The following is a 16,587-nucleotide window of genomic DNA, read 5'->3' on the forward strand; positions in this document are numbered from 1 at the left end:
TGGTTAAAAGATACCCATGGGTAAAAAAAATGAAAAAAATTCCTCTGCTGCTTTTATTGTTCCCGGGCCTGGCGCTGGCAAACTGGGCAGCGCCGGGTTTAAACACCTTTAAAGAACAAAGCCCTGGCCTGTTTATGAGCGAGTCAAAGCTTGCAAAAGGCGTTCTGCCGCTAAGTTTTAAGCAGGAGCAGACCTGCTGGCAGCCCGCCGAAACCATCAGGCTGAACCAAATGCTCTCGCTCAAACCTTGTGAAGGGGAAGCGCCGCAGTGGAAGCTGTTCCGCGAGGGAGATTACCAGGTACAAATCGATACGCGCAGCGGCACGCCAACGTTAATGCTGAGCGTAAAGAGTACCGCGACAGCGGCGCCCGTTGATGTGACTCGTCAGTGTCCAAAATGGGATGGAAAACCACTGACCATTAACGTGAGCAAAACTTTCCCGGAAGGGAGCGAAGTCCGTGATTTTTACAGCGGGCAAACGGCTAGCGTTAAACAGGGACAGGTAACCATGATGCCTGCGGCAAACAGCAATGGCCTGCTGCTGCTCGAAAGCGCATCCACAGAAAAAAACGCGCCGTTTGACTGGCATAATGCGACGGTTTATTTCGTGCTCACCGACCGTTTTGAGAACGGCAATCCAGCCAACGATAACAGCTACGGTCGCCATAAAGATGGTATGGAAGACATTGCCACCTTCCACGGCGGCGATCTGGCGGGCTTAACCAGCAAACTCGATTATCTGCAAAATCTCGGCGTTAATGCGCTGTGGATAAGCTCTCCGCTGGAACAAATTCACGGCTGGGTAGGCGGCGGCACAAAAGGGGACTTCCCGCATTACGCCTATCACGGCTATTACACCATGGACTGGACGAAGCTCGATGCCAACATGGGCACCGAGGACGATCTGCGCAAGCTGGTGGATGAAGCTCATAAGCGCGGCATCCGTATTCTGTTTGATATCGTCATGAACCACACCGGCTATGCAACGCTTGCGGATATGCAGGAATACCAGTTTGGCGCGCTGTATCTGAAAGGTGACGAGTTGACAAAAACGCTCGGCAAAAAATGGACCGACTGGAAACCCGGCCCCGGTCAGAGCTGGCACACCTTTAATGACTACATCAACTTCAGCGACAAAACGGCCTGGCAAAACTGGTGGGGTAAAAACTGGATCCGCACGGATATCGGCGATTACGACAATCCAGGCTTTGACGATATCACCATGTCTCTCGCCTTCCTGCCGGATTTAAAAACGGAATCTAAGCAGGCCGCGGGTCTGCCGGTGTTCTATCGCCACAAGCCGGACACGAATGCCAAAGAAATCGCCGGTTATACGGTGCGCGATTACATGACTCACTGGCTTAGCCAGTGGGTGCGCGATTACGGCATCGACGGCTTCCGTGTCGATACCGCAAAACACGTTGAAAAAGATGCCTGGAAGCAGCTAAAAGCACAGTCGGTAGAAGCGCTGGCCGCCTGGAAAAAAGCTAACCCGGATAAAAAACTGGACGATGGTCCGTTCTGGATGACGGGCGAGTCCTGGGGCCACGGCGTGATGAAAAGCGATTATTACAACAGCGGTTTTGACGCGATGATCAATTTTGATTATCAGGAGCAGGCCGCGAAAGCTACCGGCTGCCTGTCGAACATGGATATCACCTGGCAGCAAATGGCGGAAAAATTGCAGAGCTTCAATGTGCTTAGCTACCTTTCTTCCCACGATACCCGCTTGTTCCGCGACGGCGGGCAACGCGCTGCGGAATTGTTGTTGCTGGCGCCCGGAGCGGTGCAGATTTTCTACGGCGATGAAACAGAGCGCCCGTTTGGCCCGACAGGTTCCGATCCGCTCCAGGGCACGCGCTCCGATATGAACTGGGGTAAAAATGCCGCCACGCTCGCGCACTGGGAAAAAATCAGCCAGTTCCGGGCTCGCCATCCGGCAATTGGCGCGGGCACACAAAATACGCTGAGTATGCAAGAGGGTTATGGCTTTAGCCGCCAGAGCGGCGATGACAAAGTGATGGTGGTGTGGGCGGGGAATCCATGATCGGCATTTAATGCTAAGTATTCCGCTCTGGGCAGCATATTGACAAGGGTAGGCTATCCTTAATGCGTTTGCACCGCGACTTCTGCGGCGCTATGGTTAGCCTCTTTTTGACAGTAAGCGACAGATCTACGTTATGACGTTTTCACTTTTCGGCGACAAATTTACCCGCCATGCAGGCATCACGCGCCTGATGGAGGACCTCAACGACGGTTTACGCACGCCGGGCGCTATTATGCTCGGCGGCGGTAATCCGGCACAGATCCCTGCGATGAACGATTATTTCCAGGCCCTGCTGGCGGACATGCTGGCAAGCGGGAAAATGACTGACGCGCTGTGCAATTACGATGGTCCTCAAGGGAAAAGTGAGTTACTCGGCGCGCTTGCTACACTGCTTCGCACCGAATTAGGCTGGGATATTGAACCGCAGAATATTGCACTGACAAACGGCAGTCAGAGCGCATTTTTCTACTTGTTTAACCTGTTTGCTGGTCGCCATGCCGATGGCAGCACCAAAAAAGTGCTTTTCCCGTTGGCGCCTGAATATATCGGCTACGGTGATTCGGGTCTCGAAGAAGACCTGTTTGTCTCGGCGCGTCCGAACATCGAGCTGTTGCCGGAAGGCCAGTTTAAATATCACGTCGATTTCGAACATTTGCACATCGGTGAAGACACCGGGATGATTTGCGTCTCGCGTCCAACTAACCCGACTGGCAACGTCATCACGGATGAAGAGTTGATTAAACTTGATGCGCTGGCGCACCAGCACGGCATCCCGCTGGTGATTGATAACGCTTACGGCGTGCCGTTCCCCGGCATCATTTTCAGCGAAGCGCGCCCACTGTGGAATCCGAACATCGTGCTGTGCATGAGCCTGTCGAAGCTTGGTCTGCCTGGCACCCGCTGCGGCATTATTATCGCTAACGAAAAAATCATCTCTGCCATCAGCAATATGAACGGTATTATCAGCCTGGCGCCGGGCGGCATCGGCCCTGCGATGGCAACGGAGATGATCAAACGCAACGATCTGCTGCGCCTGTCCGAAACCGTCATCAAACCGTTTTATTACCAGCGCGTTCAGGAAACTATCGCGGTTATTCGCCGCTACTTGTCGCCAGAACGCTGCCTGATCCATAAACCGGAAGGAGCGATTTTCCTCTGGCTGTGGTTTAAAGATTTGCCGATAACGACTGAACTGCTTTATCAGCGCCTGAAAAAGCGCGGCGTGCTGATGGTGCCGGGCGATTATTTCTTCCCGGGGCTGGATAAACCGTGGCCGCATACGCATCAGTGCATGCGCATGAACTACGTGCCGGAGCCGGAAAAAATCGAGGCGGGAGTGAAGATTCTGGCCGAAGAGATTGAACGAGCCTGGACGGAAGCATAGTCGAGTCACCAAAGCCTTCTCCCGCCGGGGGAAGGCTGACAAACGAAATTTAGCCGAACGCTGACTGTAACCTTACTCATTTTCAGGTATTCATCATGGCCATTATCCCGAAAAACTATACGCGACTGGAAAGCGGCTACCGCGAGAAAGCGCTGAAACTCTTCCCGTGGGTCTGCGGGCGCTGTTCCCGCGAGTTCGTCTATTCGAACCTGCGCGAGCTTACCGTCCACCACATGGATCACGACCATACCAATAACCCGGAAGACGGCAGTAACTGGGAGTTGCTGTGCCTGTATTGTCACGACCACGAGCATTCAAAATACACTGAAGCCGATCAATACGGTTCCACCGTAGTCGCCGGCGAAGACGCGCAAAAAGACGTTGGCGAAGCGACCTGGAGTCCTTTTGCCGATTTGAAGGCGATGCTGAATAAGAAATAAGACGCTCGGCGCTTTGTTGTCTTAATCACCTTGATTGTTAATGATCAACGTAAAGATAATGCGTCCAACTGGTCATACGCAGCAGGATTTTTCGCAGCAAAGATAAGTGTTCGAAATGGTCGGTATAAATAGCGGCCTGCGCCGTGGTGCCCGCCGGGAGCCTGTCCACTTCGGCGTTCGGTTCGAGGGCGATTTCAGCATAGATACCATCCAGCTTTGCATCCTCATTAAGCCCTTGCAGGAAGCCCTGCGCCTGGTAGCTGCTGTTGCCGACCACCGGCAGTATCTGCTTCACCCGGCCTGCAAAGACCTTGCCGGGAATGCCGTTGAAAATCACTTCCGCTTCGTCGCCTGGGTTCAAACGTAAGGCCGAGTTTTGCCGGAATGCAGCATAAATATTGCCGCTTTGCTGCGGCACAAAGACCATAGCGGGCCTGAGCGGCAGCGGGCGTAGATACATTCCCGGTTTTAACAGAACCTGGGTGGCATAGCCCGCTTGCGGGGCGCGAACGACCGTTTTGTCGAGATAATATTGCGCCTCTTTCAGGCTGGATTTAAGTTTATAGACCGTAGCGTTTTCCCCGCCGACTAACGCATTGAGCTGCGCGATTGTTTGTTCGCGCCTGGATTGCGCTGACTGCCATTGCGCCTGTGCGGCCAGATAGTGTTGCCGAGCGTTAACCACTTCCTGATCGGTGAAGGGACTTTTTAGCTTGTCGCGGCTACCTTCCCGATAGCGATTTGCATCTTTTAACGCCAAATCCCGGTTCGCTTTATATTGCGCAATATCCGCTGTTTGCGAAGCGAGGCGAGCTTTAAGCACTTCGACATTCTGCTGTGCGCTCTCAATTTCACCTTTAATGACATCGACTTTCGCCTGATACGGAGTGGGATCGATACGGAAAAGAAAATCCCCTTTTTTCATCATCTTATTGGTATTGTGCGTGACTTCTGTCACCACACCTTCCACCTCGGGAATAATCGGCACCGTCACCGTTAACATCTGTGCGCGTTCGCTATAAGGATGGTTGTAATTCATGGTAAGAATTAAGCTGCTCAGAATAACAACGCCGCCGAGTATTGCCGTCGGTACCGACCATTTATTTAACGGGATGTTAAAGATTTTAAAGAGGCCGATACAAAAGGCGGCATAAATGAGAATAAGCAATAATTCCATAATAATTCCCGGTAAATTAATGAATCACATCGTTGAGCTTTTCTTTATCCTCAGCGGCGAGTTTGCTTTCAAGGTAAGCAAGCCGGGTTTGTAACGCAGCGATAGAATTACTTTCATTTTTATGGAAACCCCACCCGCGGTCTTCGCGATATAACATTGCCCAGATCCAAATAAACGGCCACAGCACATGCAGCGTTAACAGGCTGACCCAGCCTGCGGCATGAATAGCATCCTGATGTGGATGGTTACGCTCGACGGCAATTTCATAAGGAATATCGTGAATCACGATAATACCGTAGAAAACAATTATCCCGGCGAAGCACAGCAGGCCCAGAGCAAAATAGTTCAGAAACATAAAATTTAATTCCTGTAATGTGGGACGGGGTACGTTAATTTTTCAGATGACGCTGTGCCAGCGCTAATTTATTTAAAAATAAATTTTTATGGCCCGGTGAGCCCTGCAATAATGAGTCGAAAATCACCTTTGAACATATTCGTCTATAATGGCTAAAAATTGTAAACGCTTTTTAAGGATTGCCTGTGACCACTTCCGCACCTGTTCGCCCGGACGATTCCATCACCCGTCTGCTTGATGTTCTGCAACCCATCAGTACGCCAATAGAAGTGGTTCCTCGTAAGCGCCTGCACTGGGATTACAAAGGAAGAGCGCAGTTTTATCTCTTTTTGAAGGGGGAAGTTTCCGTGCTGCGCGCGTCCGATGGGCTGGTTATCGCCACCGCCTACGATCCGCATCTTTTTGGCATAGCGGAGGGCGTGCAGCCGCTGCACTGGAACATCCTGCGTATCGAAACAGAGTCAACCATCATGCGTGTTGATGCACAAAAAGCCATGGAGACGATTACTGCGAATAATTTATGGCAGGATGTCGCAATTATGATGTCCTATTTCACCAGCTATTTATTTTATCGCGATGCGTTAGTCGTTCAGCAACGCACCTATTCTGTTATTCGCGATCATCTCCTGGAAATGATGCAATTACCTGAAGAGACCCGATTACGCGTTTCTATACTTGAATATATCCAGGATAGAACGCATTTATCACGCAGCAGCGTACTCAATATGGTTTTTTCATTGAAAGAAAGTAAGCATATTGAAACAAAGCGCGGTGGATATTTACTCTCCATGAAAGACCTACCTGAAAGTTTTTGAACATTTAATGCGGTGCTGGATAACCCAGCGCCGCTTTGTTTAAAAATAAACGAATTGTTAATTCTCATCCTGGAGTAATCCTAATATCCTTTTTGTCGACAAGCTTATGGCAATTAAATTCTGAAGCGTGGCTCGGATACAGGAACTCCAGGACATAATATGAAAAAGACACTTGTAGCTTTACTTATGGTTAATGCGTTAGCCGCGACTAACGCCTTTGCCGCCGCAGATGCTAACACCTGGTACGGTGGCGCTAAAATGGGCTGGTCGCATTATTTTGATGCCAGCGGTAATAAAGATTTCAGCGATAACGTTAATAACGCAACCGATTTTGATTTCGATAAAGACAACGTTAGCGGCGGCGTATTCGGTGGTTACCAGATTACCCCCTGGCTTGCGGTCGAAGGCGGCTATGACTATCTCGGCAATATGGATATTCACGGTAACCACGGCGTGCCGGGTGCAAAACTCGAAAGCCAGGGCCTGCAAATGTCTCTGAAAGCCAGCTACGGATTGACCGACAACTGGGATATTTACGGCCGCGCCGGTGCGATGGGTTATCGCGCTGAAACTAAAAACGCGGGCCACAATAAATTCGATACCGGCGTTCGCCCGCTGGCGGCTGTCGGTACGGAATACGCGTTTAATAAAAACTGGGCTGGCCGCGTGGAATACCAGTGGGTCAGCAACGTGGGCAACTCGAACCAGATTGGCGTCAGTAGCGATGTCAGCTCGGTATCCGCAGGCCTGGTCTACCGCTTTGGTCAGCATGACGACGCCGCCCCGATTGCAGCCGAGCCGGTAGCCGCGGTTGCGGCACCCGAAGTAAAAACATTCAATCTCAAATCTGACGTGCTGTTCGGCTACAACTCCGCCGCGTTGACGCCAGAAGGTCATGCGGCAATCCAGCAGATGTACAACAGCCCGGAAATGCAGGCGGCTAAAAACAGCTCAACGACGGTTGTGGGTTACAGCGATCGCCTGGGTTCAGATGGGTACAACCAGCAGCTTTCCGCCGAACGCGCCCAGTCCGTAGCAGATGCGCTGATTGCGCAAGGTATGCCTGCTCAGAACGTTCGCGCAGAAGGCCGTGGTGAGAGTAACTCCGTCACCGGCAACAGTTGCGACAACGGTTTACCTAAGTCACAACTGATTAATTGCCTGGCGCCGGATCGCCGCGTAGTGGTTGAAATCGCAGGAGAGAAATAAGCACTAAGAAGTGAAGCCAGAATCGATCATACGATCGTTGAAGTCCTAAAAAAATAAACCTCATTGATGTCCGTTGCCCGATATTTACTATCGGGCTTTTTTTGTGAAGCGGACAAATCAATCAGAACAGGCCCAGCGGCTTGTCGGAATAACTTACCAGCAGGCATTTGGTTTGTTGGTAATGCTCAAGCATCATTTTATGGGTTTCGCGTCCGATGCCGGACTGTTTGTATCCGCCAAACGCCGCGTGAGCCGGGTAGGCGTGATAACAGTTGGTCCAGACTCGTCCTGCCTGAATGCCGCGGCCCATTTTGTACGCCAGGTTACCGTTGCGGCTCCAGACGCCCGCGCCCAGGCCGTACTCGGTATCGTTCGCCAGTTCCAGCGCTTCTTCCATGGTTTTGAAGGTGGTAACGGCAAGTACCGGCCCAAAAATCTCCTCCTGGAAAACGCGCATGTTGTTTTTACCAAACAGAATGGTCGGTTCCAGGTAGTAGCCCGCTTTCAGATCCCCTTCAAATGCCTTGCGACGTCCGCCGGTCAGCACGTCCGCGCCTTCTTTTTTGCCGATATCGATGTAATTGAGGATGGTTTCCATCTGACCCTGGGAAACCTGCGCGCCCATTTGCGTGCTGGCGTCCAGCGGGTTGCCGCTGCGGATGGATTCTACGCGGCGAATGGCGCGTTCCATAAAGCGTTCATAGATGGATTCCTGCACCAGCGCGCGGCTTGGGCAGGTACAGACTTCGCCCTGGTTAAAGGCGAACAGCGCAAAACCTTCCAGCGCCTTGTCGAAGAACGCATCCTCTTCGTCCATCACGTCGGCAAAGAAGATATTCGGGGATTTGCCGCCCAGCTCAAGGGTGACCGGAATAATATTCCGGGTGGCGTACTGCATGATTTGCTGGCCCACTTCGGTGGAGCCGGTGAAGGCCACTTTGGCGATGCGTTTGGATGTCGCAAGATATTCACCGATTTCACCGCCCGCGCCGTTCACCACGTTAATGACGCCCGGCGGCAGTAAATCCCCGACCAGTTCCATCAACAGCAATACGGAAAGCGGCGTGAGGCGCGCCGGTTTAAGCACGATGCAGTTCCCTGCCGCCAGCGCCGGGGCCATTTTCCAGCTCGCCATCAGCAGCGGGAAGTTCCACGGGATAATTTGTGCGACCACGCCCAGCGGTTCGTGGAAGTGATACGCTACGGTTTCGCCGTCAACTTCGCTGATCCCGCCTTCTTGTGCGCGAATACAGGAGGCAAAATAGCGGAAGTGGTCGACTGCCAGCGGAACGTCGGCAGCGCTGGTTTCGCGGATAGGTTTGCCGTTATCCCAGGTTTCGGCCGCGGCGAGCAGGTCGATGTTCTGCTCCATGCGGTCGGCAATTTTTAGCAGGATATTCGCTCTTTCCTGCACGGACATGCCGCCCCATGCCGCTTTCGCCTCGTGAGCCGCGTCCAGCGCGAGATCGATATCGCCTTTGCTGGAACTGGCGATTTCACACAGCGGCTGGCCGGTTACCGGGGTAAGGTTTTCGTAATATTTGCCGTCTACCGGCGGGACCCACTGGCCGCCAATATAGTTGTCATAGCGCGGTTTCAGTTTGAGCGGGAAGCCATATTCGCCGGGGATAATTCGGGTATCTGGAGGATTGTTTGTCATGGTGTTCTCCTTGTCGCGGTTGCTTATCAAGGGTAGACGCCAGCGGCGATTTCTTCGCCAGCGTTTGAAGGCTTTACGACGCGGCTCACGGATTAAATTTTTTTGATTCGGAGTATTCAGCCAGCAGGCTAACTAATTTGATTCATACTAAAAGATTACTTTTTCCCGTTTCGCAACAAGGATTGCTCATGCGCCTGTTTATTAGTTTTGATGTAGGCGGTACCCATGTAAAACATGGTCTGTTCACCGAAGAGGGGGAGGTGCTGATTGCTGAAGAATATGATACCCACTACGACCGCCAGCTTTTTTTGAGCTCATGGCAAAGCGTGGTGGCGGGCTACCGGCAGCATAACGAAATCGCCGGTATCGCCATTAGTTTTCCGGGCTATATCAATCCGCACACCGGCCAGGTGCCAAAGGCCGGATCGCTCGCGTTTCTGGATGGCTGCAACCTGCTTGAAATATTTGGCGAGCTAACCGATTTGCCGATAACCGTCGAAAACGATGCGAACTGCGCCGCGCTCGGTGAGATGTGGCTGGGCGCAGGCCATGATTATGATTCGCTGGTGTGCGTGACCATTGGTACAGGTATCGGCGGCGGCATTATCGTTAATCGCGAACTGATGCGCGGTTCGCACTTCCGGGCCGGGGAATTCGGGGTGCTGCCCGTAGGACAATACGGAGAAGACATGCACCAGTTGGCTTCCGCCAAAGGGCTGATGGACGCCTGCCGCAGAGAGATGAATATCCCGGCAGATGAAAAAATCCACGGCCAGGATATTTTTGCCCGTGCCGAGACGGATTTACATATTCAGGGCGTGATTGATAACTGGGTGAAATATCTGGCGCGCGGCATTTATAGCGTGGTGTCGCTGTTCGATCCGCAGGCGATTTTGCTCGGCGGCGGCGTGAGCACCCAGCCGATGCTGTACCCGATGCTGGAACGCCATCTCGAAGGGTTTAAGTTCTGGGACGTGCTGAAGGTGCCGATTCGCCCCTGCAAGCTCGGCAACAAAGCCGGCATGCTCGGGGCGGTTTGGTTGGCTAAGCAGAAGGATTGATGATGGATTGTGTCGGATGGCACTGGGGCTTATCCGACCTACACGAGTCCGGGCTATAGGTTTTGTAGATCAGCGCAGCGCCATCCACAGAATTCCTTAAGCATTTTCCTTCTGGAATAACGCCTTATCCCGCAATACATGTTCATTACCGCGACGGCGTGTAAAGCCGATCCTGTCGAAATATTCCAGAATTTGTATGGCGAGCTTGCGGCCGACGCCCAGCCGGTCACGGAAATCTGCCGCGCTGGTTGCGCCCTGCGTTTGATCCAACTCGCGGATCAAATTAGCAAATGCCTGAATCCGATCGTTACGGTAATAACGATCTTTTAAGATCGCCGTCACCAGACCGAGCTGAGCGGCAAAGCGCAGCAGTTGGCGAACCAGTTGCTCATCCTGTTTAATTTCCGCTGCCAGGTCGCGCACCCACCAGGGGTCGTCACCAAACAGACTGTCGATTCTCTCCCATATCGCCTGCTGATCCGCTGAAAAACCGGGGCTATGGTCGGGCAGATGCAGCCAGCCCTGGCGGCTGATGATTGCGCCTTCACGGCGCATTTTTTCGATAAGCGCCAGCACCAGCGGTTCGTCTTCAGCCGGCAGCGCCATGCGGCGCAGGCGTTCGCGTCCAGGGCCTGGCTGATCGTCATGCTGCTGATGGTAGCGCGCAAGCGTATCAAGGAGTTTTTGCCGCCAGCGGGCGGCGACTTCGTCGCTCAGCAGGTTATCTCCCGCCTGCAAGTAACCCGGTTTCGCCAGCAGCTTCTGCAGGCCGCTGCCGGTGAGCTGGCGCGCCCAGGCAAAGGCTGGCAGGGATACCGCGCCGCGCTGTAAATGTAAGTCCAGAACCTGCGGGTCGCCGCTGGTTTGCTCAAGACGATGAAGCCATTCAAGATAAGCGGGCTGACGTTTGCCGCGGCGTGGAGCGTGCAGAAGAAGCGTTCGCGCGCCGGCAAGCGTGACGCGTGCGGCTATATCGCGCAGCACAAGTCGGTCATTTTCCGCCAGCCACAGCGGCACATCCAGCACCAGTTCAGCCAGCTCGCCCTCAAGCAGAGAAACTCGGCCGGTAACGTGGCTTGCAGCGTGATGAATGTGCAGCGGCTGCCATTGTTGTAGCGGCGAATGAGCCTGAAGCTGAACGATAACGCGTTCCACTGGCTGCAGCGGTTTTTCCGTAAGCAACCAGTCGCCGCGGCTGATATCCGATTTTTCAGCGTCACCGCTAATATTGAGCGCGATACGTTGCCCGGCAAAGGCGGTGTCTGTCGGCTGGTTTTGCGCATGCAGGCCGCGCACGCGCATAGGTTTATCCGCTCCGGTTAACCACAGGGTATCGCCAACCTTCACCTCGCCGCTCAGCGCCGTGCCTGTTACTACCAGACCTGCGCCTTTAACAGTGAAAGCGCGATCGATCGCCAGGCGGAAGCGGTGCTGACGAGGATGCGGGCGTTCCGGAAGCTTTTGTAAATGGCTGCGCAGTTCGGCAATGCCTTTTCCTGCTGTGGCAGCGGTAACGAAGATTTTTGCATCCTGCCAGCCCGCTTCGCTGAGCATCGCCTGAACCGCTTCTCGCACTTCTTCAATACGCGTTTCGCTGACGCGGTCTGCTTTGGTCAGCGCGACGGTAATGGCAGGTTTGCCAGTCAGTTGCAAAATGGCGAGATGTTCGCGAGTTTGCGCCATCACGCCGTCATCGCAGGCCACGACCAGCAGAGCGTGATCGATGCCGCCCACGCCCGCCAGCATATTAGCGAGAAATTTTTCGTGCCCCGGCACGTCGATAAAGCCGATGATTCGTCCGTCCGGCTGCGGCCAGTAGGCGTAGCCGAGGTCGATGGTCATGCCGCGTTTTTTCTCTTCCGGCAGGCGATCCGCGTTAACGCCCGTCAGGGCCTGCAACAGCGTCGTTTTTCCGTGGTCCACGTGTCCGGCGGTGGCGATAATCATTGGGTCAGCATCTCCATGAAGCCAGCTTCATCTTCGAGGCAGCGTAAATCCAGCCACAGGCGTCCGTCGCTGATGCGGCCGATGACCGGTTTGCGTTGCTCACGCAGGCGCTGCGTTAACGCATTAAGCGTGACCCCGCGGCCATCTTTTGGCGTAAAGGTGATGGCGGCGCTCGGCAGCCTGTCGACCGGCAAAGAACCGCTGCCGATTTGCGATAAGCAGGGTTCTACGCGCACCTCAAACTGTTCGCCAAAATGAGTCTGCAACGCAGGAAAAAGACGCTGTGCTTGTTTGCTGATGGACGTTGCATCTCGGGTTAGCAGGCGCAGCGTCGGCAATCTTTCAACCAGGGTTTCCGGGTGCTGATACAGGCGCAGCGTGGCTTCCAGCGCTGCCAGCGTCATTTTATCGGCGCGCAGGGCACGCTTGAGCGGATGGCTTTGAATGCGGGCGATAAGCTCTTTTTTGCCAACGATAATCCCCGCCTGCGGGCCGCCGAGCAGTTTATCTCCTGAGAAGCTCACCAGGCTTACGCCAGCCGCAAGCATCTGCTTCGGCATCGGTTCCGGCGGCAATCCCCACTGGCTGAGGTCGACAAGCGAGCCGCTTCCCAAATCGCTGATTACCGGAACGTTCAGTTCGTTACCCAGTTCGGCCAGCTCTGCCTCGGACACCGTTTTGGTAAAGCCTTCAATCTGATAATTGCTGGTATGCACCTTCATCAGCAGCGCGACGTTTCCGTCAACGGTCGCCTTGCGATAATCTTTCAGGTGCGTGCGGTTAGTGGTGCCGACTTCGACGAGGCGGCAGCCGGCCTGGCGCATCACGTCAGGAATGCGGAACGCGCCGCCGATTTCTACCAGTTCGCCACGCGAGACAACGACTTCGCCGCCATCCGCACAGGCCGCCAGCATTAACAGTACCGCCGCCGCGTTGTTATTGACGATGCAGGCGTCTTCCGCACCTGTTAGCTCGCACAGCAGGTCCGCCAGCGCCCGGTCGCGGTGTCCGCGTGCTGCGCCATCGAGATTGTATTCCAGCGTAATCGGGGAGCGCATCACCTGAGCGACAGCTTCAACGGCGGCTTCAGCCTGCAAAGCACGTCCCAGGTTGGTATGCAGCACGGTGCCGGTCAGGTTAAAGACCGGCTGCAATGCGCTGCGCTGGTTTGCCTCAAGTTTTTGCTTCGCCTGAGCTGCCCAATCCTCGTTCCACGGCGGCAATGTTTCCTGCAAACGGATGTGCTCGCGCGCATCATCAAGCATTTCGCGCAGGGTGCTGACCACGCGGGAATGGCCGAATTCATGCAGCAGGGCGCTGAAAGATGCGTCACGCAGCAGGCGGTCTGTCGCCGGAAGTTGGCTATACAAAGTACGATGAGAGGTCATGGCAAGCCGTGAGAGTTGAGGAATTTTGCGTTAGTTTACAGGGGGAGCAAGCCCCCTGTCGTGGGGGAGATCATGACTTAGGCGGTTCGGTGCGGGCAAAGCTTTCGCGCTGGAAAAGTTCTTCCACCAGTTTGACGAGATGCGGACGGTCAACGCACCAGCCAGGAGAAACGCGGCGAAAATTGAGGTAGCCCACGGCGCAGGCCACGGCAATGTTCGCAACGGTTAGCGGTTCGGCGGATAGCGTTTTGTCTGCGGCGAATTGTTCAAGCATGTCCAGCCCGCGGCTGATTTTTTCCCGCTGGCGCAGCAGCTCGATTTCTGACTGCTGAGCGGGCGGGCGCTGCTGTTCACGGACTGAAACGAGCGCAGCATCCATTATGCCGTCCGCCAGGGCTTCCAGTTGGCGCATTTTCAGCGCGGCTTTTGGTTCGCGAGGGATAAGCGCGGGCGCAATGTCGAGAAGTTCGAGGTATTCCGCAATAACCGGCGAGTCGAACCAGTGTTCATCGTCGCTTGTTACCAGCGCGGGCACTTTCCCGAGCGGATTGTAATGCGGCGCGTTGCTTTCGGTTGTCCACGGGTTGTCATTCACAAATTCAAAAGTAATGCCTTTCTCCAGCAGGATGACCGAAATTTTGCGTACGTACGGGCTGGTGTAATTGCCGATCAGTTTCATTACATCGTCCATTTTTAGCCAACAAGAGATAAGTATGGATCAGGATGGGTGAAAAGGCAGCGTCAGGAAAACATGTAATAAAGTTACATCCGGAAACTATCGCAGCGGCGCAGGTTGCCCTGGATCACACTCGGAAAATTCTGATGAAAATACTTTGTGATGTAAGTCACAAATAAATAACAAACCCGAAAAGGATAAATGTGATTTTCATCACAAATAACCTCAATCTTCGGTTAAAAGGTTATCACTGTATTATTTTTACACGGCAATTTTGTGAGGATGATCACGGAGTAAGGCCCCTTATTCCCTAATTATTAGTGATCTATGTCACATTAATTCCCGCCCGCTGGACAGCTTAACGATCACGTGCCAGATTCGCCTCACTTAAAGCATCTGGCAGGCTTCTCTGCCGCCACGTTAACAATAAACCTCGGGCTGCTCTCCAGCGCGTAAACACAACAAGGGGTGTGCGTATGTCATCCGATATCAAGATCAGAGTGCAAAGCTTTGGTCGTTTCCTCAGCAATATGGTAATGCCTAACATCGGCGCATTTATTGCCTGGGGTATTATCACAGCGTTATTTATTCCCACCGGATGGTTGCCAAGTGAGACGCTGGCGAAACTGGTAGGCCCGATGATCACCTATCTGCTGCCGCTGCTCATCGGTTATACCGGTGGTCGCTTAATCGGCGGCGACCGTGGTGGCGTGGTTGGCGCTATCACCACGATGGGGGTTATCGTCGGCGCGGATATGCCGATGTTCCTCGGCGCGATGATTGCCGGTCCTCTGGGCGGCTGGGCGATTAAACATTTCGACGCCTGGGTAGACGGTAAAATTAAATCCGGCTTTGAAATGCTGGTGAACAACTTCTCCGCTGGCATCATCGGGATGATCCTGGCGATTCTGGCGTTCATGGGCATCGGCCCGGCTGTTGAAGTGCTCTCCAAAATTCTGGCGGCGGGCGTTAACTTCATGGTTGTCCATGACATGCTGCCGCTGGCTTCTATCTTCGTCGAACCGGCGAAAATCCTGTTCCTCAATAACGCAATCAACCACGGTATCTTCTCGCCGCTGGGTATTCAGCAGTCCCACGAACTGGGCAAATCAATCTTCTTCCTGATTGAAGCAAACCCGGGTCCGGGTATGGGCGTGCTGATGGCGTACATGTTCTTCGGTCGTGGCAACGCTAAGCAGTCTGCGGGCGGCGCGGCAATCATCCACTTCCTGGGCGGTATCCACGAAATTTACTTCCCGTATGTGCTGATGAACCCACGTCTGATCCTGGCCGTTATCCTCGGCGGTATGACCGGCGTATTCACGCTGACCATCCTGAACGGCGGCCTGGTTTCACCTGCTTCTCCGGGTTCTATCCTTGCGGTACTGGCGATGACGCCAAAAGGCGCTTACTTCGCTAACATCGCAGCCATTATTGCAGCGACGGCGGTTTCCTTCGTGGTCTCAGCAATCCTGCTGAAAACCAGCAAGGTGAAAGAAGAAGACGACATCGAAGTGGCGGCTCGCCGAATGGCTGAGATGAAAGCGCAATCTAAAGGCGGTACGGCTCCGCTGGCCGTGGGCGCTGGTCTGTCTAACGATCTGAGCCACGTGCGTAAAATCATCGTAGCTTGCGACGCCGGTATGGGTTCAAGCGCAATGGGCGCGGGCGTTCTGCGTAAGAAAGTGGGCGACGCGGGCCTGAAAAATATCTCCGTCACCAACTGCGCGATTAACAGCCTGCCGGACGACGTTGACCTGGTCATTACGCACCGCGACCTGACCGAGCGTGCTATGCGCCAGGTGCCTCAGGCGCAGCATATCTCTCTGACCAACTTCCTCGACAGCAGCCTGTATTCCAACCTGACCGAGCGTCTGGTGGCTTCACAGAACCTGAGTGAGAAAGAAGTGAAGGTGATGAGCAGCCTGGAAGACAGCTTTGTCGCAAGCGAAGAAGGGCTGTTCCGCCTCGGCGCTGGCAATATCTTCCTTGGCCTGACCGCAGCGACCAAAGAAGAAGCGATTCGTTTTGCCGGTGAGCAACTGGTAAACGGCGGTTATGTGCAGCCTGAATATGTGGATGCGATGTTCGAGCGTGAAAAACTGACCCCAACTTATCTGGGCGAAGGTATCGCAGTTCCACACGGCACCGTTGAAGCAAAAGATCGCGTGCTGAAAACCGGCATCGTCTTCTGCCAGTACCCGGCGGGCGTACACTTCGGCGAAGAGCCGGAAGATATGGCGCGTCTGGTTATCGGTATTGCTGCCCGCAATAACGAACACATCCAGGTTATCACCAGCCTGACTAACGCGCTGGATGATGAGTCTGTGATTGAGCGTCTGGCGAATACGACCAGCGTACAGGAAGTGCTCGACCTGCTGGCCGGTAAAAAGTAAGTCACGGAAGCGGCGGGTGGCGCTCCCGCTT

Annotated in this window: 13 protein-coding genes; 7 read left to right on the forward strand and 6 right to left on the reverse strand. The window is 54.0% G+C overall.

The window, feature by feature from the left end; all coding sequences use genetic code 11:
- The first annotated feature begins 29 nt into the window (after positions 1–29).
- The 3 genes from MUA00_RS15985 (at position 30) to yajD (ending at position 3,872) form a co-directional block, all read left to right on the forward strand.
- Positions 30–2,048, forward strand: a complete 2,019-nt coding sequence (locus tag MUA00_RS15985) for an alpha-amylase (RefSeq protein WP_271124018.1) — start codon at positions 30–32, stop codon at positions 2,046–2,048.
- Between the two features lie 133 nt (positions 2,049–2,181).
- Positions 2,182–3,432, forward strand: a complete 1,251-nt coding sequence (avtA, locus tag MUA00_RS15990; RefSeq protein ID WP_271124019.1) for a valine--pyruvate transaminase — start codon at positions 2,182–2,184, stop codon at positions 3,430–3,432.
- Positions 3,433–3,527: 95 nt separating this feature from the next.
- Positions 3,528–3,872 carry an HNH nuclease YajD gene (yajD, locus tag MUA00_RS15995; RefSeq protein WP_271124020.1) on the forward strand — a complete coding sequence of 115 codons (345 nt, stop codon included), beginning with the start codon at positions 3,528–3,530 and terminating at the stop codon, positions 3,870–3,872.
- 37 nt (positions 3,873–3,909) lie between these two features.
- Here the strand turns inward: yajD and MUA00_RS16000 are convergent, their stop codons facing one another.
- Both MUA00_RS16000 and MUA00_RS16005 read right to left on the reverse strand, forming a co-directional pair.
- On the reverse strand, positions 3,910–5,049 hold the full coding sequence (locus tag MUA00_RS16000; protein ID WP_271124021.1) for an HlyD family secretion protein: 1,140 nt from the start codon (positions 5,047–5,049) through the stop codon (positions 3,910–3,912).
- A 16-nt stretch (positions 5,050–5,065) separates the two neighbouring features.
- A complete protein-coding gene (locus MUA00_RS16005; protein ID WP_271124022.1) occupies positions 5,066–5,404 on the reverse strand; it encodes a DUF3302 domain-containing protein in 339 nt (112 codons plus the stop codon).
- A gap of 185 nt (positions 5,405–5,589) precedes the next feature.
- On the opposite strand from MUA00_RS16005, the gene MUA00_RS16010 reads away from it, so the two are divergent.
- Together MUA00_RS16010 and ompA are read left to right on the forward strand one after the other, a co-directional pair.
- Positions 5,590–6,219 (forward strand): helix-turn-helix domain-containing protein, encoded by a 630-nt coding sequence (locus tag MUA00_RS16010; RefSeq protein ID WP_271124023.1) that lies wholly within the window; start codon positions 5,590–5,592, stop codon positions 6,217–6,219.
- Positions 6,220–6,378: 159 nt separating this feature from the next.
- Positions 6,379–7,428 (forward strand): porin OmpA, encoded by a 1,050-nt coding sequence (gene ompA / locus MUA00_RS16015; RefSeq protein ID WP_271124024.1) that lies wholly within the window; start codon positions 6,379–6,381, stop codon positions 7,426–7,428.
- A gap of 121 nt (positions 7,429–7,549) precedes the next feature.
- Here the strand turns inward: ompA and exaC are convergent, their stop codons facing one another.
- Positions 7,550–9,088, reverse strand: a complete 1,539-nt coding sequence (gene exaC, locus MUA00_RS16020) for an acetaldehyde dehydrogenase ExaC (protein WP_271124025.1) — start codon at positions 9,086–9,088, stop codon at positions 7,550–7,552.
- Positions 9,089–9,276: 188 nt separating this feature from the next.
- Between exaC and MUA00_RS16025 the strand changes: the two genes are divergently transcribed.
- A complete protein-coding gene (locus MUA00_RS16025) occupies positions 9,277–10,149 on the forward strand; it encodes an ROK family protein (RefSeq protein WP_271124026.1) in 873 nt (290 codons plus the stop codon).
- A gap of 96 nt (positions 10,150–10,245) precedes the next feature.
- Here MUA00_RS16025 and selB read toward each other — a convergent pair whose 3' ends face one another.
- The 3 genes from selB to MUA00_RS16040 all read right to left on the reverse strand — a co-directional run bounded on the left by selB (position 10,246) and on the right by MUA00_RS16040 (position 14,163).
- A complete protein-coding gene (gene selB, locus MUA00_RS16030; RefSeq protein ID WP_271124027.1) occupies positions 10,246–12,096 on the reverse strand; it encodes a selenocysteine-specific translation elongation factor in 1,851 nt (616 codons plus the stop codon).
- Positions 12,093–13,484, reverse strand: coding sequence for an L-seryl-tRNA(Sec) selenium transferase (selA, locus tag MUA00_RS16035; protein ID WP_271124028.1), 1,392 nt, complete (start codon positions 13,482–13,484; stop codon positions 12,093–12,095). The genes selB and selA overlap by 4 nt, the downstream gene beginning before the upstream one ends.
- Positions 13,485–13,554: 70 nt before the next feature.
- A complete protein-coding gene (locus tag MUA00_RS16040; RefSeq protein ID WP_271124029.1) occupies positions 13,555–14,163 on the reverse strand; it encodes a glutathione S-transferase in 609 nt (202 codons plus the stop codon).
- Between the two features lie 473 nt (positions 14,164–14,636).
- On the opposite strand from MUA00_RS16040, the gene MUA00_RS16045 reads away from it, so the two are divergent.
- Positions 14,637–16,556 carry a PTS mannitol transporter subunit IICBA gene (locus MUA00_RS16045; RefSeq protein WP_271124030.1) on the forward strand — a complete coding sequence of 640 codons (1,920 nt, stop codon included), beginning with the start codon at positions 14,637–14,639 and terminating at the stop codon, positions 16,554–16,556.
- Positions 16,557–16,587 lie beyond the last annotated feature (31 nt).

It is taken from the genome of Dryocola boscaweniae, from assembly GCF_025215095.1.
GTDB classification, from domain to species: Bacteria; Pseudomonadota; Gammaproteobacteria; order Enterobacterales; family Enterobacteriaceae; genus Dryocola; species Dryocola boscaweniae.